Annotated in this window: 21 protein-coding genes; 18 read left to right on the forward strand and 3 right to left on the reverse strand. The window is 56.9% G+C overall.

Translation table 11 applies throughout. From position 1 onward, the window contains the following. Nucleotides 1-226: 226 nt before the first annotated feature. The 11 genes from GVL50_RS00310 (at nt 227) to GVL50_RS00360 (ending at nt 12,634) form a co-directional block, all read left to right on the forward strand. A complete protein-coding gene (locus GVL50_RS00310; protein ID WP_306109853.1) occupies nt 227-865 on the forward strand; it encodes a phospholipase in 639 nt (212 codons plus the stop codon). 193 nt (nt 866-1,058) lie between these two features. Then, the gene (locus GVL50_RS00315; RefSeq protein ID WP_159811327.1) at nt 1,059-1,952 is read left to right on the forward strand and encodes a phospholipase; all 894 of its coding nucleotides are present in this window, start codon (nt 1,059-1,061) and stop codon (nt 1,950-1,952) included. A 67-nt stretch (nt 1,953-2,019) separates the two neighbouring features. Further along, on the forward strand, nt 2,020-2,925 hold the full coding sequence (locus GVL50_RS00320; protein ID WP_159811328.1) for an AraC family transcriptional regulator: 906 nt from the start codon (nt 2,020-2,022) through the stop codon (nt 2,923-2,925). A 332-nt stretch (nt 2,926-3,257) separates the two neighbouring features. Next, the gene (locus GVL50_RS00325) at nt 3,258-4,568 is read left to right on the forward strand and encodes a sugar ABC transporter substrate-binding protein (protein ID WP_159811329.1); all 1,311 of its coding nucleotides are present in this window, start codon (nt 3,258-3,260) and stop codon (nt 4,566-4,568) included. Between the two features lie 153 nt (nt 4,569-4,721). Next, nucleotides 4,722-5,648: a carbohydrate ABC transporter permease gene (locus GVL50_RS00330; protein WP_053119886.1), complete on the forward strand. Its 927-nt coding sequence runs from the start codon at nt 4,722-4,724 to the stop codon at nt 5,646-5,648. Nucleotides 5,649-5,656: 8 nt separating this feature from the next. After that, the gene (locus GVL50_RS00335) at nt 5,657-6,487 is read left to right on the forward strand and encodes a carbohydrate ABC transporter permease (protein ID WP_159811330.1); all 831 of its coding nucleotides are present in this window, start codon (nt 5,657-5,659) and stop codon (nt 6,485-6,487) included. Between the two features lie 129 nt (nt 6,488-6,616). Next, the gene (locus GVL50_RS00340; protein ID WP_159811331.1) at nt 6,617-7,720 is read left to right on the forward strand and encodes an ABC transporter ATP-binding protein; all 1,104 of its coding nucleotides are present in this window, start codon (nt 6,617-6,619) and stop codon (nt 7,718-7,720) included. A 19-nt stretch (nt 7,721-7,739) separates the two neighbouring features. Further along, entirely contained in the window at nt 7,740-9,212 is a 1,473-nt protein-coding gene (locus GVL50_RS00345) for a mannitol dehydrogenase family protein (protein WP_159811332.1), read from the forward strand. Between the two features lie 307 nt (nt 9,213-9,519). Further along, nucleotides 9,520-11,016: a xylulokinase gene (gene xylB / locus GVL50_RS00350; RefSeq protein WP_159811333.1), complete on the forward strand. Its 1,497-nt coding sequence runs from the start codon at nt 9,520-9,522 to the stop codon at nt 11,014-11,016. Nucleotides 11,017-11,029: 13 nt separating this feature from the next. After that, entirely contained in the window at nt 11,030-11,968 is a 939-nt protein-coding gene (locus GVL50_RS00355; protein WP_159811334.1) for a carbohydrate kinase, read from the forward strand. A gap of 45 nt (nt 11,969-12,013) precedes the next feature. Then, on the forward strand, nt 12,014-12,634 hold the full coding sequence (locus GVL50_RS00360) for a hypothetical protein (RefSeq protein ID WP_159811335.1): 621 nt from the start codon (nt 12,014-12,016) through the stop codon (nt 12,632-12,634). A gap of 143 nt (nt 12,635-12,777) precedes the next feature. Here the strand turns inward: GVL50_RS00360 and GVL50_RS00365 are convergent, their stop codons facing one another. After that, the gene (locus GVL50_RS00365; RefSeq protein WP_159811336.1) at nt 12,778-14,079 is read right to left on the reverse strand and encodes an OprD family porin; all 1,302 of its coding nucleotides are present in this window, start codon (nt 14,077-14,079) and stop codon (nt 12,778-12,780) included. Between the two features lie 376 nt (nt 14,080-14,455). On the opposite strand from GVL50_RS00365, the gene GVL50_RS00370 reads away from it, so the two are divergent. From GVL50_RS00370 to GVL50_RS00385, 4 genes are read left to right on the forward strand one after another with little or no spacing between them, the layout of a single operon-like run. Continuing rightward, nucleotides 14,456-16,504, forward strand: a complete 2,049-nt coding sequence (locus GVL50_RS00370; protein ID WP_159811337.1) for a type VI secretion system tip protein VgrG — start codon at nt 14,456-14,458, stop codon at nt 16,502-16,504. Next, nucleotides 16,495-17,352 carry a DUF4123 domain-containing protein gene (locus GVL50_RS00375; RefSeq protein ID WP_159811338.1) on the forward strand — a complete coding sequence of 286 codons (858 nt, stop codon included), beginning with the start codon at nt 16,495-16,497 and terminating at the stop codon, nt 17,350-17,352. The genes GVL50_RS00370 and GVL50_RS00375 overlap by 10 nt, the downstream gene beginning before the upstream one ends. Nucleotides 17,353-17,381: 29 nt before the next feature. After that, nucleotides 17,382-20,918: a LysM domain-containing protein gene (locus GVL50_RS00380; protein ID WP_256671787.1), complete on the forward strand. Its 3,537-nt coding sequence runs from the start codon at nt 17,382-17,384 to the stop codon at nt 20,916-20,918. A gap of 15 nt (nt 20,919-20,933) precedes the next feature. Continuing rightward, the gene (locus GVL50_RS00385) at nt 20,934-21,911 is read left to right on the forward strand and encodes a tetratricopeptide repeat protein (protein ID WP_159811339.1); all 978 of its coding nucleotides are present in this window, start codon (nt 20,934-20,936) and stop codon (nt 21,909-21,911) included. 105 nt (nt 21,912-22,016) lie between these two features. Here GVL50_RS00385 and GVL50_RS00390 read toward each other — a convergent pair whose 3' ends face one another. Beyond that, complete coding sequence (locus GVL50_RS00390) at nt 22,017-22,325, reverse strand: hypothetical protein (RefSeq protein WP_159811340.1); 309 nt, start codon at nt 22,323-22,325, stop codon at nt 22,017-22,019. 480 nt (nt 22,326-22,805) lie between these two features. Here GVL50_RS00390 and GVL50_RS00395 point away from each other — a divergent pair, with 480 nt between their 5' ends. Next, nucleotides 22,806-23,075 (forward strand): DUF2790 domain-containing protein, encoded by a 270-nt coding sequence (locus GVL50_RS00395; RefSeq protein WP_159811341.1) that lies wholly within the window; start codon nt 22,806-22,808, stop codon nt 23,073-23,075. A gap of 89 nt (nt 23,076-23,164) precedes the next feature. Further along, complete coding sequence (locus GVL50_RS00400) at nt 23,165-23,563, forward strand: hypothetical protein (RefSeq protein WP_159811342.1); 399 nt, start codon at nt 23,165-23,167, stop codon at nt 23,561-23,563. On the opposite strand, the gene GVL50_RS00405 is transcribed toward GVL50_RS00400, so the two are convergent. Further along, the gene (locus tag GVL50_RS00405; RefSeq protein WP_159811343.1) at nt 23,560-23,829 is read right to left on the reverse strand and encodes a DUF1652 domain-containing protein; all 270 of its coding nucleotides are present in this window, start codon (nt 23,827-23,829) and stop codon (nt 23,560-23,562) included. The two genes, GVL50_RS00400 and GVL50_RS00405, sit on opposite strands and share 4 nt — an antisense overlap. Before the next feature lie 369 nt (nt 23,830-24,198). Here GVL50_RS00405 and eco point away from each other — a divergent pair, with 369 nt between their 5' ends. Continuing rightward, nucleotides 24,199-24,684: a serine protease inhibitor ecotin gene (gene eco, locus GVL50_RS00410; protein ID WP_053119858.1), complete on the forward strand. Its 486-nt coding sequence runs from the start codon at nt 24,199-24,201 to the stop codon at nt 24,682-24,684. The last annotated feature ends 8 nt before the right edge of the window (nt 24,685-24,692 follow it).

Below are 24,692 nucleotides of genomic sequence, written 5' to 3' on the forward strand. Positions count from 1 at the left end.
ACAGGGACGCAAACACATGGACAATTACCCAAACAAAAACTGGATGACTGCAACACGAGAAGTTGATCGACTCACGCTTAGCGAGTTGACGCTACCCGGTACTCACAACGCCGGTTGTGACTGGCAAGCATCCTATGCACTGATACCGGGAAAACACTGGCTTGCCTGTCAGCACTAGTCTTTCGCCAGCCAGCTGAATCACGGTTCCCGGGCGCTGGATGTGCGCTTGTGTTACGACGCCGGGGCCAAGGAGGGATTTGATCGTTTTCGCTTTCACCATAACGAATATCTGTCGTCGCGCACCTTGGAAAACCTCGTCGTAGAAGTCTGGGACTTTCTGTCCGTCAATCCTGACGAGTTTATTATTCTCGACTTCAAAAACTTCAAAAATGGCAAAGGCGCGTTTGATTTCGCCTTGTTCAACAGGCTGATCGTGCAAGCGTTGGGGCCACGCATGATTACTGCCCGCAACAAGCACCTCACGCTTGGCGATCTGAAGAGAATCAGCCCGCTGCAACGTGTGCTGGTCTGTGCTCCTAGATACAGCGAGCTCGACGCCAGCCTGTTTCATGACGAAGTGCAAAGTAAATGGTCTGGGCTGTCCACCCCGAATGTCAGTGACCTACGCAATTTCATCACTGACGTGATGAGTAATCCGCCTGGCAATTACAATAACTGGACACTTTCCGCCACCTGTTACAGCGGTACGGGCGGCCCTGTTGATATCCACAAAGACCTGGATTTAATGTTTGACCCGCAGACAAGTGATTGGGCGCGAAAGTGCAACATCATTAATGTCGACTTCATTGAAGAATCACAGATCGTTAACTTCTGCCGAGTCGTCAATCTGCTCAAGGGACGTTGAGCGCTATCCGAGTAATATTAAATCGCTATATTTGTGCAGATATGTCAAAAGCTGGCAAAAGTACTGACAGACTCTAAGCTGGTTCATGAAATCCGGTAACCACCGGGAAACGGCGGATGTGCAACACCGTCACATCCGCATCATGAATGTATTGCGCCATGGAATGGTGTGATAACAACGACAAGGATGGCTCATGAACAGTATTGCAACAGGCGCACTCGACAAAAACACCTGGATGGGCAACGTATTGGATGTCGGGCGGTTGAGACTGGCCGACATCGTCTGGCCCGGTACGCACAACAGTGGTATGGATCGCAAAGCCCCTGATTACGACAGCGTATTCGGCAACTGGACAACCTGCCAGAACGATTCCTTTGCTTGGCAATTGGCCAATGGCGCGAGAGCGTTTGACCTTCGCCTCGGCTACACCGCTCACTGGCAACAGCCGCAGTTCTACTGCCACCACAACGGTTATTCATCCGGTCGCACCCTCGATGAACTGATGACGGCGCTCACCACATTCCTTGATCGGAACCGCGATGAATTCATCGTGCTCGATTTTCATGAGTTGGGCGACGCTGAAAAGCCGTTCGATTTCCAGCGCTTCAATGACCTGATCATGGCGCGCCTCGGCTCGCGCGCCATATCGCCCTCGGACAGCCTGCTAACCATTGACCAGTTGAAACGCAACAGCACGCAACGCCGCATCATCATGGCGGCACCTGCCAAACGTGAGCTGGACGAGGACTACTTCTGGTTCCGGATCAAACACAAATGGAGCGGCAAACGCTTCACCGATACCACGGATCTGCAAACCCACATCCGCACGTCGCTGGAAGGCGCACCCTACCCCCTGTCACTCTGGTCGCTATCGGCGACCAGCTATTCGGTGCTCGGCGGCCCGCAGCGCATCAAGAACCACATCAACGACTGGTTTGACACCACGCGAGACTGGGTCACCCGTTGCAGCATCATCAGCACTGATTTTTTCGAGGAGTCAGACATCGTCCGCCTGTGCTGGAGCGCCACCAGCATGAAAGCGGTTTACGGCGAGGCACTGCATTCCAGAATCCAGGCAAATCCATGACACGGGTAGTAGAACCCGGTCAGAAAGGGGCATGATTGGCGTGCGATAACAAAAAAAGCGCCCAGCCATGTCCCGAACAGCCCGAGTGACCGACCCCTCTTACGAGTTGATGGATGACCACAACGGGTTGTCCATCATTTACCGCCAGCACGGTTTCCCTTGCCCATTGGTGCGTTGGCATTTTCACAAGGAATACGAACTGCACCTGATTGTTGCCAGTTCCGGCAAGGTGTTCATTGGCGACTACATCGGTAACTTTTACCCGGAAACGCTGTTTCTCACCGGCCCGAATCTGCCGCACAACTGGATCAGCCAGGTCGCGGAGGATGAAGTCGTGGAGAAGCGCGACATGCTGGTCAACTTCACAGACGATCTGTTCGAAAGCGGCAATCAGATTTTCGCCGAGCTGAAAACTCTGGCGCCGTTGCTGGAGCGTGCGCAGTACGGCATCGAATTCCGCTGCAAACGCACCATTCGTCAAGCCATGACATTGATGCAACGAATCGCTGACACCAAAGGCATCACGCGGCTCGGGCATTTTTTCATTCTGATGGAGCTGCTGGCCGCCAGTGATGACTTTCAGTTGCTGTCCGGCGCGACGACCCCGCAACTGGCAGACGAGCACAACATTGATCGCACCAACCGCGCGGTCGATTACATCTTCACGCACTACGCCCGCGAGATAACACTGGAAGAAGTCGCCGAGCATCTGAACATGAAGCCGACCTACTTCAGCCGGGTGTTCAAACAGGCGACGGGGCGTAATTTCATCGAATTCGTCAATCGACTGCGCATCAGCAAATCCTGCGAACTGTTGGCCGATGGCGATAAACCGGTGACGGAGGTGTGTTTCGAGTCGGGGTTCAACAATATCTCCAACTTCAACCGGCGTTTTCAGCAACTCAAAGGCATGACGCCGTCGCACTATCGCCGCCTGGCGGTGCAGCGCCTGACCGAGCAAAACCACGGCTGACACGCTTTCGCCCTTGTGGGAGCGGGCTTGCTCGCGAAAGCGTCGTGTCAGCCAACCTATATGGCACTGACCCACCGCATTCGCGAGCAAGTCCGCTCCCACACAATCCATACAAACCTGTACACATCCGATCGAGCCGCACCGCTGAAAACCCCTTCCCTACGTTTACCCCTTCAAACTCCAGTGCAAAAAAGTATCGATTCCAGTGCTAGGGATGATTTGTCAGCCCGGCCATTGAAGGCTGTAATCAGTGCACATTCTTCCTGCAGTCGGAAGACACAAAAACAATAACTGTCCTTCTGCCCCCGCCGGGCGCAGAAAAGGAGTGCACGATGCAACCCACTGCAAAAGCTCTGCTTGCCCTCACCTGCATGACCCTCTGCAGCGTCAGCCTTGGCGCCCAGACCCTGACCATCGCCACCGTCAACAACAGCGACATGATCCGCATGCAAAAACTCTCGAAGACCTTCGAGACCGAGCATCCGGACATCAAGCTCAATTGGGTGGTGCTCGAAGAAAACGTTCTGCGCCAACGCCTGACCACCGACATCGCCACCCAGGGCGGCCAGTTCGACGTGCTCACCATCGGCATGTACGAAGCTGCACTCTGGGGCGCAAAAGGCTGGCTGGAGCCGATGAAAGATCTGCCGGCCAGTTACGCCCTCGACGACGTCTTCCCATCAGTGCGTGAAGGCCTGTCGGTCAAGGGTTCGCTGTACGCCCTGCCGTTCTACGCCGAAAGCTCGATCACCTACTACCGCACCGACCTGTTCAAGGATGCCGGGCTGACCATGCCGGAGCGGCCGACCTGGGAAGAGATCGCCGGCTTCGCGGAAAAACTCACCAACAAAGATAAAGAGCAGTACGGCATCTGCCTGCGCGGCAAGGCCGGTTGGGGCGAGAACATGGCGCTGATCAGCACCGTCGCCAACGCTTACGGCGCGCGCTGGTTCGATGAGAAGTGGCAGCCGGAATTCAACGGCCCCGAATGGAAAAACGCGCTGAACTTCTACGTCGACACCATGAAGAAGTCCGGACCGCCGGGCGCTACAAGTAATGGTTTCAACGAAAACCTCGCCCTGTTCAACAGCGGCAAGTGCGCGATCTGGGTTGATGCCAGCGTCGCCGGCTCGTTCGTGACCGACAAGACTCAAAGCAAAGTGGCTGATCACGTCGGCTTCACTTTCGCCCCGCATCAGGTGACTGATAAAGGCTCGGCGTGGCTGTATTCGTGGGCACTGGCAATTCCGACCAGTTCCAAGGCAAAAGACGCCGCGAAAGAATTCAGCGCCTGGGCGACGTCCAAAGAGTACGGCGAACTGGTCGCCAAGACCGATGGCATCGCCAACGTTCCACCGGGTACTCGCGCCTCGACCTACAGCGATGCGTACATGAGCGCCGCGCCATTCGCCAAGATCACGCTGGAATCGCTGAAGGCTGTCGATCCGAGCAAACCGACGCTGAAACCGGTGCCGTACATCGGCATTCAACTGGTGACCATTCCTGAGTTCCAGGCAGTGGGCACCCAGGTCGGCAAGCTGTTCTCGGCAGCGCTGATCGGCCAGACCACGGTGGATCAAGCCCTCGCTGCCGCGCAGCAATCCACTGAACGCGAGATGAAGCGCGCCGGTTATCCAAAGTAACCCGCACCGCTCGCTCCTGCCTCCTGTGGGAGCGGGCTTGCTCGCGAAAGCGTCGTGTCAGCCAATATACATGACACTGACCCACCGTATTCGCGAGCAAGCCCGCTCCCACATGGGATCTCCATAGGTCTGTATGACTCGGTTGTGATCGCCATGAATACTTCAACTGCCAAAGCCCACATCGACTTGTCCCAGCCCCAGCGCAAAGTGCGCGTGCGCAATCCTGGCTGGTTTCTGGTCAGCCCTTCGGTGGCCCTGTTGCTGCTGTGGATGATCGTGCCGCTGGGCATGACCATTTATTTCTCGCTGATCCGCTACAACCTCCTCTACCCCGGTGAAAACGAGTTCGTCGGGCTTGAGAACTTCACGTACTTTCTGACGGATTCGGGGTTCATGCCCGGTGCGACCAACACCTTGTTGCTGGTCGGCAGTGTGTTGTTGATCAGCGTGGTGCTCGGTGTGCTTATCAGTGCACTGCTCGAAGCGAGCGAATTTCTCGGTCGCGGCATCGTGCGGGTCATGCTGATTTCGCCGTTCTTCATCATGCCCACGGTCGGTGCGCTGATTTGGAAGAACCTGATTTTCCACCCGGTCTCGGGGATTCTCGCCTACATCTGGAAACTCTTCGGCGCGCAACCGGTGGACTGGCTCGCTCACTACCCGTTGCTGTCGATCATCATCATTGTCTCGTGGCAGTGGCTGCCCTTCGCGATCCTGATTCTGATGACCGCCATGCAGTCCCTTGACCAGGAACAAAAGGAAGCCGCGCGCCTCGACGGTGCCGGGCCGATCGCAATCTTCTGGCACCTCACGCTGCCGCATCTGGCACGACCGATTGCCGTGGTGGTGATGATCGAAACGATCTTCCTGCTGTCGGTGTTCGCCGAGATTTTCACCACCACCAACGGCGGCCCCGGCTATGCCTCGACCAACCTCGCTTACCTCATTTACAACCAGGCGCTGGTGCAGTTCGACGTCGGCATGGCCTCGGCGGGCGGCTTGATTGCCGTGGTCATCGCCAACATCGCCGCGATCATTCTGGTGCGGATGATCGGCAAAAACCTGACTGACAAAGCCTGAGGCCCGCCATGACTCTTCAACAATCCCGCCGGCTGCAAAGCCTGCTGCTCGGCACCTTGGCCTGGGCCATCGCGATCGTGATTTTCTTCCCGATCTTCTGGATGGTGATGACCAGTTTCAAAACTGAAATTGACGCGTTCGCCACGCCGCCGCAGTTCATCTTCACGCCGACGCTGGAGAACTACCTGCACATCAACGAGCGCAGCGACTACTTCAGTTTCGCCTGGAACTCAGTGGTGATTTCCTTCAGCGCCACCGCGCTGTGCCTGTTGATCGCGGTGCCGGCGGCGTACTCGATGGCGTTCTACGAAACCCAGCGCACCAAAGGCACGCTGCTGTGGATGCTCTCCACGAAAATGCTGCCGCCGGTGGGCGTGCTGATGCCGATTTACCTGTTGGCCAAAACATTCGGCCTGCTCGACACGCGCATCGCACTGATCGTGATCTACACGCTGATCAACCTGCCGATCGTGGTCTGGATGGTTTACACCTACTTCAAGGACATCCCCAAAGACATCCTCGAAGCCGCCCGTCTCGACGGCGCCACGTTATGGCAGGAAATGGTGCGTGTGCTGCTGCCGATCGCCAAGGGTGGCCTCGCCTCCACTGTGTTGCTGTCGCTGATTCTGTGCTGGAACGAGGCGTTCTGGTCGTTGAACCTGACCTCGTCGAAAGCCGCGCCACTGACCGCGTTGATCGCCTCGTACTCCAGCCCCGAAGGCTTGTTCTGGGCCAAGTTGTCGGCGGTGTCGACGCTGGCCTGTGCGCCGATTCTGATCTTCGGCTGGATCAGCCAGAAACAACTGGTGCGCGGCCTCTCCTTCGGCGCCGTGAAATGAATATTGAAAAGCAAAAGATCGCAGCCTTCGGCAGCTCCTACATAAAGCATGCAGCCCCCCCTCTGTAGGAGCTGCCGCAGGCTGCGATCTTTTGATCTTAAAAAAACAACAACGCGGAGGCCCATCATCATGGCCAACCTGAAAATCAAGAATCTGCAAAAAGGCTTCGAAGGTTTTTCCATCATCAAAGGCATCGACCTTGAGGTGAACGACAAGGAATTCGTGGTCTTCGTCGGCCCGTCCGGTTGCGGCAAGTCCACCCTGCTGCGCCTGATCGCCGGGCTGGAAGAAGTCAGCGGCGGCACCATCGAACTCGATGGCCGCGACATCACCGAAGTCAGCCCGGCCAAGCGAGATCTGGCGATGGTGTTCCAGACCTACGCGCTGTACCCGCACATGACCGTGAAAAAGAACATGTCGTTCGCCCTCGATCTGGCCGGCGTGCCGAAAGCCGAAGTCGAGAAGAAAGTCGGCGAAGCCGCGCGCATCCTCGAACTCGGGCCGATGCTTGAGCGCAAACCGAAACAGCTCTCCGGCGGCCAGCGTCAACGTGTCGCGATTGGCCGCGCTATCGTGCGCAATCCGAAAATCTTCCTCTTCGACGAACCGCTGTCCAACCTCGACGCCGCCCTGCGCGTGCAAATGCGCCTGGAGTTGCTGCGCCTGCACAAAGACCTGCAAGCGACGATGATTTACGTGACCCACGATCAGGTGGAAGCGATGACCATGGCCGACAAAGTCGTGGTACTCAATGGCGGCAAGATCGAGCAGGTCGGCTCGCCGCTGGATCTTTATCACCAACCGGCCAACCTGTTCGTCGCGGGCTTCCTCGGCACACCGAAAATGGGTTTCCTCAAAGGCAAGATTGCCCGTGTCGATGCGCAAAGCTGCGAAGTCTCGCTGGACGCCGGCACCCGCGTCACCTTGCCGTTCAACGCCGCCAACCTCAGCGTCGGCAGCGCCGTGACCCTCGGCATTCGCCCGGAACATCTGGAACTCGCACAACCGGGCGACTGCACCCTGCAAGTCACCGCCGACGTCAGCGAACGCTTGGGCAGCGACACCTTCTGCCACGTTACCACCAGCGCCGGCGAAGCCCTGACCATGCGCGTGCGCGGTGATCTGGCCAGCCGTTACGGCGAGCAACTGAGCCTGCACCTCGACGCCGCCCACTGCCATTTATTCGATGCCGAAGGCGTGGCGCTGACCCGTCCCCTGCGCGCTGCAGCCTGATTTTCAAGAGACTTGCCCAATGAAACTCAACCAACAGAATCTCCACGGCCTGGCGCGCGAAGTAAAACTGCCGGCCTACAACCTCAGCGACACCCGCCAGGGCATCGCCCACATTGGCGTCGGCGGCTTCCATCGCGCGCATCAGGCGTACTACACCGATGCGCTGATGAACACCGGCGAGGCCCTCGACTGGGCGATCTGCGGCGTCGGCTTGCGCGCTGAAGACCAGCGCGCCCGCGACGACCTAAAAGAGCAGAATTACCTGTTCACCCTGTTCGAACTGGGTGACAGCGACGACACCGAAGTGCGGGTGATCGGCTCGATCCGCGACATGTTGCTGGCCCAAGACAGTGCTCAGGCGCTGATCAACAAACTCGCCGATCCAGCGATTCGTATCGTCTCGTTGACCATCACCGAGGGCGGTTACTGCATCGACGACAGCAACGGCGAATTCATGGCACATCTGCCGCAGATTCAGCACGATCTGGCAAACCCGCAAGCACCGAAAACCGTGTTCGGTTTCCTCTGCGCGGCGCTGGCCAAACGCCGTGGGGCGGGCACTGCGGCGTTTACCGTGATGTCTTGCGATAACCTGCCGCACAACGGCGCCGTCACCCGCAAGGCACTGCTGGCCTTTGCTGGTTTACTCGACGCGAATCTGTGTGAGTGGATCGATCAGAACGTCAGTTTCCCCAACGCCATGGTCGACCGCATCACGCCGATGACCAGCACTGCGCATCGCCTGCAACTGGCCGACAAACACGGCGTGGGCGATGCCTGGCCGGTGGTTTGCGAACCGTTTGTGCAGTGGGTGCTGGAGGACAAATTCGTTAACGGTCGGCCGGCGTGGGAAAACGTGGGCGTGCAGTTCACCGACGACGTTTCACCGTACGAAGAGATGAAGATCAAACTGCTCAACGGCAGTCATCTGGCGCTGACGTATCTGGGGTTTTTGAAGGGTTATCGGTTTGTCCACGAGACCATGAACGACCCGCTGTTTGTGCGTTACATGCGCGCTTACATGGATCTGGACGTCACCCCGCAACTGGCGCCGGTGCCGGGCATTGATCTGAGTGAATACAAGGACACGCTGGTCGCGCGGTTTTCCAATCAGGCGATTGCCGATCAGCTTGAGCGAGTGTGTTCGGATGGCTCGTCGAAGTTTCCCAAGTTCACCATTCCGACGATTAACCGGTTGATTGCCGATGGTCGCGAGACCAAACGTGCGGCGCTGGTGGTAGCGGCCTGGGCGCTGTATTTGAAGGGGGTCGATGAGAATGGGGATACCTATTCGATTCCTGATCCACGGGCGACGTTTTGTCAGGCGTTGGTGGCGGATGATGGGTTGATGACTGAGCGGTTGTTGGCGGTGGAGGAGATTTTTGGCACGGCGATACCGCGTTCGACGGAGTTTGTGGCGGCGTTTGAGTGGTGCTGTGAGAGTTTGCGGGAAGTGGGCGTTACGCGGACTTTGCAGCGGATTCTGGACTGAAAAGCCCCTCACCCTAACCCTCTCCCGGAGGGAGAGGAGACTGACCGAGTGGTTTGCAAAAGCTCCGTCGACCTGAAAGTCCGGAGTCGAACTCAAGCTTTGAACAGCCTCTGAGTGAGATATCCGGAGTCGACCTTGCATCTGAACAGCCCCCGATCGGCTCCCTTTCCATTAAAAGATGGATCCGGAGTCGACCTTGCTTCCGAAAAGCCCCCGATCGGCTCCCTTTCCCCTCGCCCCCTTGGGGGAGAGGGCTGGGGTGAGGGGGTAAGCTCTTGATCTTCACCACACCCCGAGTGGTTCACACATGACAACCCAAAACCTCTTCCTCGGCATCGACTGCGGCACCCAAGGCAGCAAAGCCATCATCCTCGACGCCGCCAGCGGTCAAGTACTCGGCCAGGGCGCCGCCAATCACACGATGATCAGTGGCGCCAACGGCCGCCGCGAGCAGCACACCGATCAATGGCTGGAAGCCTTCGCCCTCGCCACCCGCCGCGCACTCCTCGCGGCAAACGTCGATGGCCAATCCATCCTCGGCATCGGCGTCTCCGGCCAACAACACGGTCTGGTACTGCTCGACGACCAAGGCCAGGTCCTGCGCCCGGCCAAGCTCTGGTGCGACACCGAAACCAGCGCCGAAAACGATCGCCTGCTCAAACATCTGGGCAATGAACAAGGTTCGCTGGAACGCCTCGGCGTAGTCATCGCGCCGGGCTACACCGTTTCCAAGTTGTTGTGGACCAAGGAACAGCATCCCGACGTGTTCGCCCGCATCGCGCGCATCCTGCTGCCCCACGATTACCTCAACTTCTGGCTCACCGGCCGCGCGTGCAGCGAATACGGCGACGCCTCCGGTACCGGCTATTTCAACGTGCGCACCCGTCAGTGGGATTTGCAGTTGCTGCGCGACATCGACTCCAGCGGCCGCTTGCAAGCAGCGTTGCCCGAACTGATTGACGCCCACCAAGCCGTCGGCACCATCCTGCCGTCGATTGCTGAGCACTTGGGCATCAACCCCGCTGCATTGGTCGCAAGCGGCGGCGGCGACAACATGATGGGCGCCATCGGCACCGGCAATATTCAGCCCGGCGCGATCACCATGAGCCTCGGTTCATCCGGCACGGTCTACGCCTATTCCGACGTACCGAAAGTCAGCCCCGACGCCTCCGTCGCCACGTTCTGCTCGTCCAGCGGCGGCTGGTTGCCGCTGATCTGCACCATGAACCTGACCAACGCTACCGGCGCGATACGCGAGCTGTTCGACCTCGACCTCGAACGCTTCAACGACCTCGTCGCCCAGGCCCCGATCGGCGCCGACGGGGTGAGCATGCTGCCGTTCCTCAACGGCGAACGCGTCCCCGCCCTGCCCCACGCCACCGGCAGCCTGCACGGTTTGGCCATGGACAACCTGACCCAGGCCAATCTGTGCCGCGCCGCCGTCGAAGGCACGACCTTCGGATTGCGCTATGGGCTGGATTTGCTACGGCAGAATGGTTTACAAAGCCGCAGCATTTGCCTGATTGGCGGCGGCTCGAAAAGCGCGGTGTGGCGACAGATCGTCGCCGACATCATGAACACCCCGGTGATCTGCACCGAACAAAGCGAAGCCGCTGCCCTCGGCGCTGCGATACAAGCGGCGTGGTGCAAATCCTGGTCGAACGGCCACGAAGAAACGTTGGCCGATCTGTGTCAGCGTTGCGTCAAACTTGATCTGAGCAGTGAAACCCTGCCGATCGCCGCCAATGTTGCGGCGTTTCAGCAGGTCTATGAACGCTATCAACAGCATGTCGCAACCCTATAAAGAGCAAACAATTATGTATTTGGTGTGTGGCGAAGCCCTGTTTGATTTCTTCAGCGAAGACGATGCCAGCGGTCTGGCTTCGAAAGTGAATTTCAAGGCGATTGCCGGCGGCTCGCCGTTCAACGTCGCCGTGGGTTTGCGCCGTTTGGGCGTGGACTCGGCGCTGTTCGGCGGTCTGTCCACCGACTACCTCGGCCGCCGCTTGCAGCAAGTGTTGCAGGACGAAGGCGTGCGTCCGGATTACCTGGTGGAGTTCGCCGCGCCGACCACCCTGGCGATGGTCGCCGTCGGTGCCAACGGTTCGCCGCATTACAGCTTCCGTGGCGAAGGTTGCGCGGATCGACAACTGAGCCTCGCGCATCTGCCGACGCTGGGCCCGGAAGTGCGCGGCCTGCACATCGGCTCGTTCTCCTTGGTGGTGCAGCCGATTGCCGACACCCTATTGGCACTCGTCCAGCGTGAAAGCGGTAAACGCCTGATCAGCCTCGATCCGAACGTGCGTCTCAACCCGGAACCGAACATCGAGTTGTGGCGCGAGCGCATTGCCACGCTGGTGCGACTGGCCGATCTGATCAAAGTCAGCGACGAAGATTTGAGCCTGCTGTACCCCGAGCAGGATCCGCAGCGGGTGATCGAAAGCTGGCTGGAGCACCGCTGCCAAATCGTCTTTCTCACCCGTGGCGGTGAAGGCGCAACGGTGTTCAGTCGCGCGCACGGTTCGTGGTCAGTACCGGCCTGTTCGGTGAAAATCGCCGACACCGTTGGCGCTGGCGACACTTTCCAGGCCGCGCTGATTACCTGGCTGACTGAGCACGGTCTGGACTCTGTAGAAGGCGTGCAGCAACTGACGCGCGAGCAGATCGACGCGATGCTGAAATTCGCCGTGCAAGCCGCCGCGCTGACGTGCAGCAAAACCGGCCCAGACTTGCCTTATCGTCATCAACTGTCCTGAACGCGTAGACTGTCGCCTTTTTTGCGCATGACGGGATAACGGCTTTTGAATTACGGAAAGACGCTTGGACTACTGACACTCGCAGGGTTATTGACCGGTTGCGGCACTTCACCGCCGCGTTCGCCGGAAAATCTCTGCGATATCTTTCGTGAAAAAAGCGACTGGTACGACGCGGCGCAAGTCACGCAAAAACGCTGGGGGGTGCCGATTCAGGTGCCCTTCGCGATCATGTACCAAGAGTCCGGCTACCGTTACGACGCCAAAACCCCGCGCAAATATCTGCTTTGGGTGATTCCGTGGGGCCGCGTGACCACCACGTCGGGTTATGCGCAGGCGAAAGATGAAGTCTGGTCGGACTACCAGAAAAGCACCGGCCGCAACTGGGCCGATCGTGAAGACTTCGACGACGCCATCGACTTCATCGGCTGGTACATGGACAAGACCACCACCATTAATGGCGTCTACAAGTACGACGCTTACAACCAGTACCTCAACTACCACGAGGGCTGGGGTGGTTTCCGCAACAAGACTTATGCGAGCAAAGCCTGGCTACTGCCAACGGCGCGCAAAGTGCAGGCCCGCTCTAGCATGTATGCCCAGCAATATGCCGGGTGTAAGGAAGAGCTGAATCGCGGGTTCTGGAGCCGGTTCTGGCATTGGTTGTAGTGGTGATCTAACGGACGCCTTCGCGAGCAAGCCCGCTCCCACATTGGACTTCTGTCGTACACAAAAACCGAATTCACTGAAGATCAAATGTGGGAGCGGGCTTGCTCGCGAAAGCGCCCGATCAGGCACTACAAATCCAAGCCCTACAACACCGAAAAGCTGTAACTCACAATCACCCGCGTCTCATCCACATCCCGGGCAAACTGCTGGTAATTCGTGCGATACGTCGCATTCCTCAACCGCACGCTGACATCCTTGAACGTCCCTTCCTGAATCACATACTTCAACTCGCTGTCGCGTTCCCACTCTTTGCCTTCCTGATCACTGCCCAGCACTTTGATGTGATCACCGTTGACGTAACGGGTCAGGAAGCTCAAACCATTAATGCCGATCGCCTTGAAGTCATAGTCATAACGCAACTGCCACGAGCGCTCTTGCGCCGCGGCAAAATCGTTAACCTGAACGTAGTTGACCAGATACGGATTACTGCCATCGAGGTACGGCATCGAGTTATCGCCGTTCATACGCTGCCAACCCGCGCTGAACGTATGGCCGCTGTGCGCAAAAGACAGCAAACCGCTCAATGCACGGTTATCGATGGAACCGGCCGTTGCATCGCCGCTGTCAGCACTCTTGAGCAAGCGCAGATCAGCCTTTAATACACCACCCGCCAACGGCTGATTGGCCAACAACCCGACAAAGTGCTGACGGTAGATGTCTTCCAGTTCCGCGTAGTGATATTGGCCGGTCAGACGATCATTGATCTTGTAATCGAAGCCGTACATGTCGAAATGATCGGCCGTGGTGTTACATGCGTAACGCTTGTTCTTGCAGTGCACGCGGATGTCTTGCGAATCGGTGGAATCGCGGGCGGTGTACTTGTCCAGACGCGCCGCCATAAAGGTCAGATCCTTCACCTCTTTCGAGGTCAACATCGCGCCGTTGAACATCGTCGGCAGCAATCGCCCGTCGTTGTACTTGAGCAGCGGCAGATCCGGCCGCAACGCGCCGTACTTCAACACCGAATCAGAAACGCGCACTTTGGCGGTCAGGCCCATCTTCGCGTACTGATCTTTCGAACCGCGCGGATCCTGACCGCTCGATGGCAGCAAACCACTGTTGCTGCTGTCAGCACTGGAATCGAGTTTGAAACCGAGCATGCCCAGCGCATCAATACCAAAGCCCACCGTACCCTCGGTGTAACCCGATTGCAGATCGAGAATAAAACCCTGAGCCGACTCTTCACGCTTCGACGCGCCCTGCTCGTTGGAAGTGTGCCCATCACGGAAGTCGCGGTTGAAGTACACCGTGCGCGATTCGATTTTCGCCGTGGTGTCTTCGAGAAAACCGCTGGCCTGAACCGGCGCGGTAAAACCTGCGCACAGGACAAAGGCTCCGAAGCCAAACGACTGGCGCGGGGTGATGAGGGGTAATGGGGGACGCATGAAAAACTCCAACACTGCAGCGTTTGCGCAAGCGCGCAATAAGCCAGAAATAGCTCCCGATCCGAGTCAGAAAACCGAGCCGGACAGAAGTGGAAACACGGGGGTGAACGACAATGATGGCAGATGGCTTTGACGCGCCAAAGACGACTTTAGTCTGAATCTGACCCACGATTTCCTGTGCGCCCGGTCGGATAGATGCCCTCGCCGCACGCGCTTTTCAGTGCAGCGAAGCGCCCGGTTTTATTGAGCGAAAGTCCCCAACTAAGGGTTTCCCCCATACCGACAAGGGCCAACGTCTACGGCATTTGCGCCTTGAACGAGGCGGTTGAATGCTGCACCATCCGGGCTCTGCTTATTCAAGGACGGAATTCAAGGCATGTTGGACGCCAACGCAACCCACATTACCCTCACGCTCGAAGGCGCCTCCGCTGACCTGCAAGTACTCAGCTTCACCGGTCGCGAAGCCCTCAATCAGCCCTTCCGTTTTGACCTCGAACTGGTCAGCGCCCGCCCTGACCTGAAACTCGAAGAGCTGCTGCACAAACCCGGCGTTCTGACCTTCGGCGCCACCGGCGAAGGCATCATCCACGGCCTGGTCTATCGCATCGAGCAAGGCGATTCCGGCAAGACGCTGACCCGCTACAGCATCAGCCTGGTGCCGCAACTCGCCTACCTGCGGCACAACCACGATCAGCAAATCTTTCAGAACCTGACCGTGCCGAAAATCATCGGCCAGGTGCTCGAAGCACGCGGCATTCTTGCCGACGCTTATAGTTTCCAGCTCGGCGCCGAGTACCCGCAACGCGAATACTGCGTGCAGTACGACGAGTCCGACCTGCACTTCATCCAGCGTCTGTGCGAGGAAGAAGGCATCCACTTCCATTTCCAGCACAGCAGCAGTGGCCACAAACTGGTGTTTGGCGACGACCAGACGGTGTTCCGCAAACTGAAAGCCGTCAGCTACCAGCAAGACTCCGGCATGGCCGCGGAAAAACCAGTGATCAAGCGTTTCAACCTGCGCCTGGAAACCCGCACCACCCGCGTCAGCCGCCGCGACTACGACTTCGAGAAACCGAAGATCCTCCCCGAGGCCGCGAACAAAACCGAGTTCAGCCCGGATCTCGAAGACTACGATTACCCCGGTCGCTTCACCACCCGCGAGCGCGGCAAATTCCTCACCACCCGCGCCCTCGAACGCCATCGCAGCGACTACAAACTCGCCGACGGCAAAGGTGATGAGCCGACCCTCACCAGCGGCCATTTCCTGACCCTCGCCGAACACCCGCGTGCCGAATGGAACGACCTGTGGCTGCTGCTGGAAGTCTTCCACGAAGGCAAACAACCGCAAGTGCTCGGCGAAAACGTCACCAGCGACGTCACCGACCACAAAAGCGATTTCCATCAAGGCTACCGCAACAGCTTCCTCGCGACCCCGTGGGACGCGCACTACCGCCCTGCCCTCGAACACCCAAAACCGAAAGTCCTCGGCAGCCAGACCGCCGTCGTCACCGGCCCCAAAGGTGAAGAAATCCACTGCGACCAGTACGGCCGCATCAAAGTGCAATTTCACTGGGATCGCGAAGGCCAGTCCGACGACAACACCTCCTGCTGGATGCGCGTCGCCAGCGGCTGGGCCGGCGCAGCCTACGGCGGCATCGCCATCCCGCGCATCGGCATGGAAGTCCTCGTCACCTTCCTCGAAGGCGACCCCGACCAGCCACTGGTCACCGGCTGCCTGTACCACAAGGAAAACGTCGTCCCCTACGACCTGCCGGCGAACAAAACCCGCAGCACCTTCAAAACCCTCAGCTCCCCGGGCGGCAAGGGCTACAACGAATTCCGCATCGAAGACAAAAAAGGTGCCGAACAGATCTACCTGCACGCCCAACGCGATTGGGACGAAAACATCGAACACGACCAGAAAATCCGCGTCGGCAACGAACGCCACGACACCGTCGAAGCCAACACCTACAGCGAATTCAAAGTCGAAGAACACCGCATCACCCACCTCGACCGCAAAAGCGAAATGCGCGCGAACGACCACCTGACGGTTGCGGTGACTCAGCACGTCAAGGTTGGCACAGCGCAGTTCGTTGAGGCCGGGACGGAGATTCACTACAACGCTGGCGAGAAAGTTGTGATGGAAGGCGGCATGGAACTCACGGCCAAGGCTGGCGGGAGTTTTGTGAAGGTGGATGCCGGGGGTGTGACCATCAGCGGGGCCGAGGTGAAGGTGAACTCTGGCGGTGGGCCGGGTGCGGGTACGCCGGCGGCGCCGTTGTTGCCGGGGCCGATGAAAGTGGCGGATGCGGATAAGGCTGGGAAAGCGCCACTGCCGAAGCGTCCGAATGAATCAGGCATCACTCCGCTGTGCGGATTGCAGAGTAACGGCGCTTGCAGCCGTAAGGATTGCACATGCATGTAAAAGCCTTGAGCACGCTGCTGGCGGCGCCTCGCTATGACTTTCCCCAGTTGCCGATGGTTGGCAGCTCTCTGTGCTTCATCATCGACCGTGGACTACAGCCCGAAGCCTTGGCTCGTCTGTATCGGGTCGGTGAACCGGTCACCTCGCAAGCACTTTTTTTCGCGACAGATTTCGCTGAAATGCCCGATGGGCCTTTGTGGCTGGTCGCGCCAAGGGGCAGCCGACTGGCAGATGAAGCCGTGAAACTTTGTGAGGAACACTTTGCCGGAATTGCGATCTCAGCAGCGGATCCTGCAAAAGCACTGGCACACGCACGATGGCTGCTGCGGGCCAATGACGGTTCCGGTGGCCAAAGCTTGTTGAGCTACCACAAGCCCAGCCTGTGGAACGCATTGGCTTACACCGCCGGCGACAGCTTCGATCAGTTACTCGGTTGCTGGAGTGCCGTTTACAGCCCCGCGCCCAAGCAGTTCGGCCAACAACGAGGGCCTTGGCTAGCCACGATAGCCAACGCCGAATCGAAATGGCGCAGTGATGGGGTGGCGTTCAATCTGCCTGAATCAGCCGCGCTGGTTCAGGCTCGCCTCGGCTGGATTTATTGGGTTGACGAGGAATACGCGTCTTTCAACGAGCCGAAAGATGAGCGTCTGAACGACATCGCGGACAACCTCGACCTGCTGCTGGAAAGCAACATTTACGAAGGTGAACACCTGCTCAAGCTTGGCCATGCAGTGAACGGCCCGCTGTTTGAAACACAGCCAGAGATCATGGCGATCCTGCAATCAAAGGACGAGTCGTTTATCAAAGTTGATCGGCTCCTGGAATCAGCCGCCGTCGCCAAACAATAACGGCGACGCGACCACAGAACGGAAGCACTATGGAAATCACTAATCACGCCGTCATGCCTGGCGAAACGCTGGGTCAGATTGCCTCGCGCTACAAGACCACCGTGGCGCAACTGCGTCAGCTGAACCCCTTCATTACCAGCCCCGACAACGTCAAAGTGGGATGGAATCTAAGCGTGCCGAAAAGCGCACAAGCCGCTTCAACTGCACCCGCCGCTCAGTCTCCCGCTGCGGCTCAAGCACCTGCAGAGGCGACTCCGAGCGCCGCACCGCAGTGCTCCGCTGAGGATCTGGTTGAGCTGGATCCGGTAAAGGACGATCCTGAGAAGCCTTCGAAGACTTTCAAGGATCAACCCACTGCGTGCTCCTCAACGTTTGCCAGTGCGCTGTATGCCACCGAGGAGCAAGAGTTCTGGCTGTTGCCTGAACCTGCACTGGCTTCCATCAAAGAGTCGATGTTCAAGCTGGAGAAAATGATTGCGCCCGGCAAGCCGCGTGATGCGCGCCTCAACGGGCTGCAAGAATCGGGACTGCTGGAATACTTCCTTGAGCCCAAGTTAAGCAACTTTCTCACGGGCGCCGAACGTGCGCGGATGGAAGAATTCGAAGCAATGGGAGATGAGCTTGAAATCGACCCTGCCACCGCTAAACGCCGGCAAAACGAAGTCGATGAAAAGAATCCCGCCCCCGCTTCTACCCAGCCTCCTCAAGAGGACACTGCTCGATCGCGCATGGCGCAAATGACAGCAGATATGGACTCACGCGAGAGTGTTCGCCAAGAGTTCGTCGATTATCACAATCTGCTGGCTGAACGCGCCGAGCTGAAAAAACTGGCAATCAAAGCCGCCAAGCTCGAAGGCTACACCTTTGAAAGTGGCTCGCTGTTCTCCAAAGAGGCGATGGAAGCCCGCGCCCGCGTGCAGACTTACCTCGAGGCGCGTCAAAAACTCCTCAGCAATAAAGAATTCAAACAAGTCGCGCTGGAAGACGTCGCCAAGGCTTTGGCTGAGCAGAAGAAAAGTTACGAAAACATCTGCAGCGGCATGAACGACTGCACTGCCGACCTCGTCGGTTATGCCTACACGTTGTTCAAGAACGCCGATGCGCTGGATTACCACGCCTACACAGAATCCATTATCAAAGCCTCGGAATACGGCATCGCGCTGCCAGAGTTCGCCCTGATCAGTGACGGACTTCCATCGGGTATTGAGCAATTCAAACGGTATCTGGATACAGAGAAGAGGCAAGCGGAGGTCACCGCACAACTGCAGGAAAAGTACAAACGCTGGATCGAGGCCACCGGGCAAAATGCGCAAGCACCGGCCGGTTTGGTGGATACCGAACGAGCCGAATGGGATAGCCTGCAGAAAATCAAAGACGACCTTCATGCCACTGCTCAGCAGAACGTCATCGCCGCAAAACCAGCACGCTACCTGGTTTGGGAACCGGAACAATTCCAGCCCAAGCCCGTAGACCGCATGGTAAAACCTGGCTTCCCCCTGCGTGAAGTGAGTCTTTCGGATAGCAAAGGCACACCTTTGGGCTGGTTCAGCATGATGAACCTCAAAGACGCTAAGAAAATCATGAAGGAGGACTCTAAAAAAGCGTTGGGTTCTGTAACGAAAGTCGGCGAAAGCCTACCGACAGATGCCACTGAAGGCTCTGATAAAAACAGTGCTACTACCTCGTTCCGCCAATGGCTCCTGGCTCAGGGCGCCATAAAATTCAGCGACCAGGTCGGGGACTGCTTCGATAAAAAAGGCTGGTTCCTGGCCAAAGATTTTTACGCCTATATAAAAAGTAAAGGCTGTAAGGTCACTGAACTGGAAAACGATGCGACGCTGGAAAGCTGGGGTAAAAATCTTCAGCAACTGGTCTTCAAGAAAAGTGTTCGCGGCGCAGTCAGGCTGTTCGATAGCAGCCCCCAGGCTCAATTCGTCCGCTGCCTGACCCCTCCTCAGCCAAGCATTCACAGCGAAGTAAAACTCGAAGGCCCCACCGTTACCGCCGCCGAAGGCTTTCAAATGTCCGGCAACGTCGGTTTGAGTCTCGACCTGGCTCGCGGCGAAGTGCAGTTGCTGAAAGTCGACATGCCCACCAAAGAACGTGCTCAGGAAATCACCCTCGATTACCTCCTGGACGGTGTTCCTCAGCACATGAGTTTTGGCCGCTTCTCCTTCCACTTTGGCGTAAGGGCCTGGGGCTACGCCGGCGCATCGTTGTTGCTGGCCGGTAGCGTCGAGTTGAGCCCGATCCTCGGCAACGTCAAATACGGCGCAACGCTCAGCCCCGTCAAACGCGCACAGCGCGAAGACGCATCAGCCAAAGAAGAACGCCCAGATCACGAAGCCGCGAAGAAAGCCAAGACCGACAGCGGCGACACCAGCCCTACCCCCGACCTTGAACACAAGTCGAAGTCCGGCACCGCTGTCGCCACTAAAAGTTCGGATCAAGTCCTCACCGGGCGCTTGGCCAACGTCCAGGTCGAAAACGGGGCGAAGGCGACCTTCAACGTATTCGGAGGCTTGCAAGGCGCCATCGAACTGACCGGCGCATTGAATTGGGCTCCACCAAAAGATCTCGTTGCACTGCGCACTGCGCCGACGATGGGAGTTGGCAGCGACAAAGATGCGAAAAGCACGAACCCATGGCTGACGCTCGCCAAGTTAAGTGGATCCGTTGGGCTGGCGTTGGGTGCCGGGTTCCAGGGCACTGCGCAGATTTCTTTGGATAAAGGACGATTCATTCTCAACCTGAAAGCGACCGTGGTACTTGGGCCTGGTGCCAACGGGAGCTTCAAGTTTGAAATTGGGTATGAGGCGGTGGTTGATATCATTAACCTTTATCGCAAGGAACTGCATAAGACTAAGGGGCGAAATGTAGAGTGGATGGATCCTGAGGCCAGTGAGTATGCGTCTGCGCTTAATGCGTTGGGTGCCGTAGGCCTCAATGTGGCAATGGCTTACATGTTGCGTTGGGACATTGTTATGGGGCTCTACGAATCATTGACTCGTGCAGGCAAAGGGGGCCCAATAGCGGATGCAATTATTGAATATGGCAACCAGAGCGAGCTCGAAGAGTGGTGTGTAAATGCTATACCATCAGCTCTCGGGCCGTTATTAATGACTCTAACAAGCTCACCTGAGTCATTCTCGGTATCAGAAAACCCTAACAAAAAAAGGGAGTATGACAACACTCAATCGCATCTCCTACAACAGAGAGCAATTGAACGGATCTTGAGTTGGATCGTTAAAAACGCCATAGAAAATAAAACCGTTAGCCAAGCACAGACGCAGTTTGAACAAGCGTGCGCCAGTATGAATGGCTTCGGCGTACAAGCTCTAAATGCCAATCAGGAATATTGTAGTAATCGCCTCGTTCTAGATGTCTTCATGAGTGAGCCTGTCCTGAGTTTTGTCAGCCCCGCGAACGACAGAATGCGTCAAAACTACAAAAACCATGTGAGCACACTTGGAGCAAACCTAGATGGCGCCTGCCGACGCAGTAACTTTTATGGAAAGACCTACACCCCCTCACAAACATCTACATTTATCGGACAGAGCCGTTAAACAGGGCGAACACTTATGAAAAAATTGGCAACCTTTATTATAACTGCCCTTTCCGCGTTTTCACTTAGTGCGTTCGCAGCACTTAACACTGAGCAAAACCTCGCGAAAGAAAAAGGATTGATCCTTTACAACCAACTCAAAATTACGTCTGCGCTCCCGTATTTAGAAGAAGCGTCCAAGGCAGGAGATCAAGACTCTCAATATTACTTAGGGGAATCGCTTAGAAAAAGAAATCGGTACATGACGACAGCCGCACAAAAATGGTACGAAGCTGCTGCGACGCAAGGCAATTTATACGCAATGATACAACTAGGGCGAAGCGGAAATGACCTTTGTGTAGAGATGAAAAACTGTCCAGTGTCAGAAGTCAAACCTACGGACTGGTTATTAAAAGCAAGTTTATTGGCAGAACCCAAAGCTCAGCAAGGGGACTCTGAAGCTATGTACTTAATGTATGAGGCGACGCTCGATCGTAATTGGCTCGAAAAATCAGCAGAATCAGGAAATTCGACAGCTCAGTTTTGGATGGCAATTTCGACTCGGCAAGGAGAGGGATTTGTTTTACCTTGGAAACGAAAAGAATCCGTCGCCCATTGGTTTAAAGCATCTGCGGAAGGTGGCAACCCTCGAGCGATGATGGAATATGCAGCGTATTTACATGAAAGCGGAGGGGATCTTGAAGTCGCTCGCCGATGGATAAAGACTGCCGCTGAGCGAGGCTATGAAAGCGGAGTTACCAGTTACGGAGCCTATCTTGCTCACACACCTGAACGATTTGGATTTGAACTTGATTTGGTGAAAGGATATGCGATCACTTCCTTACTCAAAGAACTCGATGAAGGTGGGAGCATGCAATCATACGTAGAGGAAGTCCTGCCTGAGATTGCAGAGAAAATGACTCCAACCCAAATACTAGACGCAGAAAAATTTGCAGATCAGTGGAAAAAAAGCCATCCACCACTTTCATTCTTTCCTGACAAGCTCGGAAGGTAACCGGGATTCAAGATTTCAACGCGCAGCGCCTTGCCTTTGCCAATCGACAGCAGTGAATCAGCCTACATTTATCAGCCATTCACTCCTGCCAAATTACCTACCCCATCAAACCGGCGCCTTCCAGCTCACCATCTGTTGCTGCGCGACCTGCAGCAAATCATTGCCATCCTGCGCCAGCAGATACAGCGCATGGGTAATGTGCGGAATGTCTTCCACGTCGGCTTGCTTGAAGCACAGACAGTGCAATGTTTCGAGCAGGTCGCTGCACGCGCGGATGCGCTGGACAGCTGCTTCAAGGATGTCTTTGGGGATGTCTTTGGGGTTGGCTTCGGTATCGATGAGCAGTGTCGGGCTTTCGGTGATGTTGCTGTTTAGAGGGTGATAACGGTTTGGCAGCGGATTCAGTATCGGCATAGAGATAACTCCAATTGGGTAAGTAACCCGCCGACACCGTGACCAAACGAGGGAGGCGGACTGTATGCAAGCTTGGTCAACTGAATACCCAATCAGCTCGCCCGAAGGCAATCCTGCACACAGCCGCCACAGCAATGCACTCCGAAGACATAAGTGTCCGCGGCGCGAATGATGGCACATGTACGAGTATTCAGGTGACCAAACCCGAGCCGCTGATTTTGCAGCGACACCCGACAATACCCGCCCCGCTCCAGACCCCGAACGCAGACAAAGCAGCAGCTTCTGTAGGAATTCGCCAAACCGCGCGAAGAAAACCGCCTCACTCCCTGACAACCGGCGTTCAGCCGGGTTAACCATCGCTTAACGCCGTGGTCGAAAACTGTACTGAACCGCACGCCCTCAGCCCTTGGCTGACGCCCAGTGCGGCAGGTTCGGTTTGTATTGCGCCGAACTCTCTTTGCGTCGCACGGGAGTCTTTTCATGAACATTCGTCCGTTTCTGCTCACCACCGCCCTCGCCTGCGCGGCTTTTGCCGGGTTGGCGCATGCCAATGACACGTCGGCCACATCGAAAGCGGTGCCTTATGAGTACGGCATGCCGCTGCATGTGGCGAAGGTGATTTCGTTGACTGAGCCGGCCACTCAGCAATGCAAGGTGATTACAGCTGATATGAAGTACATCGATAACGCCGGCAAGCCTGAGGAGATCAGTTATCGGAAAATGTCTGACGCGTGCAGTTTCCAAAACTGACAGAACGTTCTGATTTTTGGCGTTGCGGTAGGCGTGGGGTGTTTCGGGGGTTATGCTCGGGGCCCTCCTCACTGCCGCAAGGATTAGCCATGCAGTTGTCGTTTCGCGCGTTGTCGGGCATTACCTCTTCGTTGTGTTTTTTGCTCGCGTTGGCCTGGGGCTTTTTCCCCGAGGTGTTGCTGGCGATCTGGAGCATTGAGTATTCGACCGCAGTCGGATTTGTCGCGCGGCGCAGTGCGGTGTTGTTTGCGGCGTTGGGGGTGATGTTTTTTCTGGTGCGCAATGCACCGCCGTCGGTGGCGCGCAGTGCGCTGAGCAACGGGTTTATCGTCGGTTGTTTTGGCTTGGCTGTGCTGGGTTTTGGCGAATGGCTCAATGGCCATGCCGGCCCCGGCATTTTGCTGGCGGTGCTGGTCGAGCTCGCGCTGGGCCTTGGTTTTGTGCAGGCCCGGCGCGTGACGGTCGAACTGGCTGAAACAGTGGGTTAAACGGCTCTGGATCGCGGACTGTAGTAGTGCGGTGTACTTTGCTTGTTCAGATCCGAACGCAGCCCTGCGATCAGTTCATTGATCTCGCGACAGCCGTTGAGGTGGCTGGCGTCGATGTCACGAACCATTAGATCGACCTGATCGGTCTGGTGATCGCCAAACACTTTGACGGTCATCAGCAAGTCCGGCGACAGCGTGCACTGGCAGCGCTTTGGCAGGAAACTGCTTTCAACGATGTTACGAAGTTCCAAGGCAGACAGAAACATGGCGAACCCTCTCCTTACTGTGAGATTGCCAATCAAGTATTCACGCTGACCTTTGCTGCGCCTGCACGGGTGTGTCCCCGCTGTTTCCCTGGTGCGGCAAACGGTGGTACGGCGAAATGCCCATTGGAGTGTAGGCGCCCAAACCCGGTGCGCCGCACTGAAAAGACGCATAAAGCGTGCCTTTCATCGGGTCATTCTGACCCACATAAAAATCAATCACTTGGCGCAAAGGCCAGTATTTCGCTACGTGCAAAATGCCGGTTGGGCCCTTTTGCGCGTTGCATTTTGCAATCTGTTGCGGGTTTGCATTCATCACCCATGACGGTAAGAATGCTTGTCAAACCACCCTACACCCGCAAGGAGGCATCCATGGGTTCTTTACGCGCTTACGCGACCACCGGGCTGATTATCGCCAGTCTGTCCACCCTCGCCCATGCGGCGAAACTTGAAGACGTCGCACCTTACCCGAAGGCTGAGGCGGGCTTTACCCGTCAGGTCATTCATTTGCCGAAGCAAGAGAATGAAGAAAACTTCCAGGTCGAGATTCTTGCCGGCAAGACCCTTGAGGTGGACTGCAATCGTCCGAAGCTCGGCGGCGTGCTCGACGAGAAAAATCTGCAAGGCTGGGGCTATCCGTATTATCGCCTCGAGAAAGTCATTGGCCCGATGAGCACGCTGATGGCCTGCCCGCCCGGCAGCAAGAAGAAGCGCGCGTTCGTGCCGGTTGTAGGCGATGGTTTCACCGTGCGTTACAACAGCAAATTGCCGATCGTGGTCTACGCCCCAACGGACGTCGAAGTGCGCTACCGCATCTGGTCAGCCTCGGACAAGGTCAACACAGCCATTCAGGAATAACCGGGCAA

It is taken from the genome of Pseudomonas sp. 18058 (assembly GCF_902706155.1).
GTDB lineage: Bacteria > Pseudomonadota > Gammaproteobacteria > Pseudomonadales > Pseudomonadaceae > Aquipseudomonas > Aquipseudomonas rustica.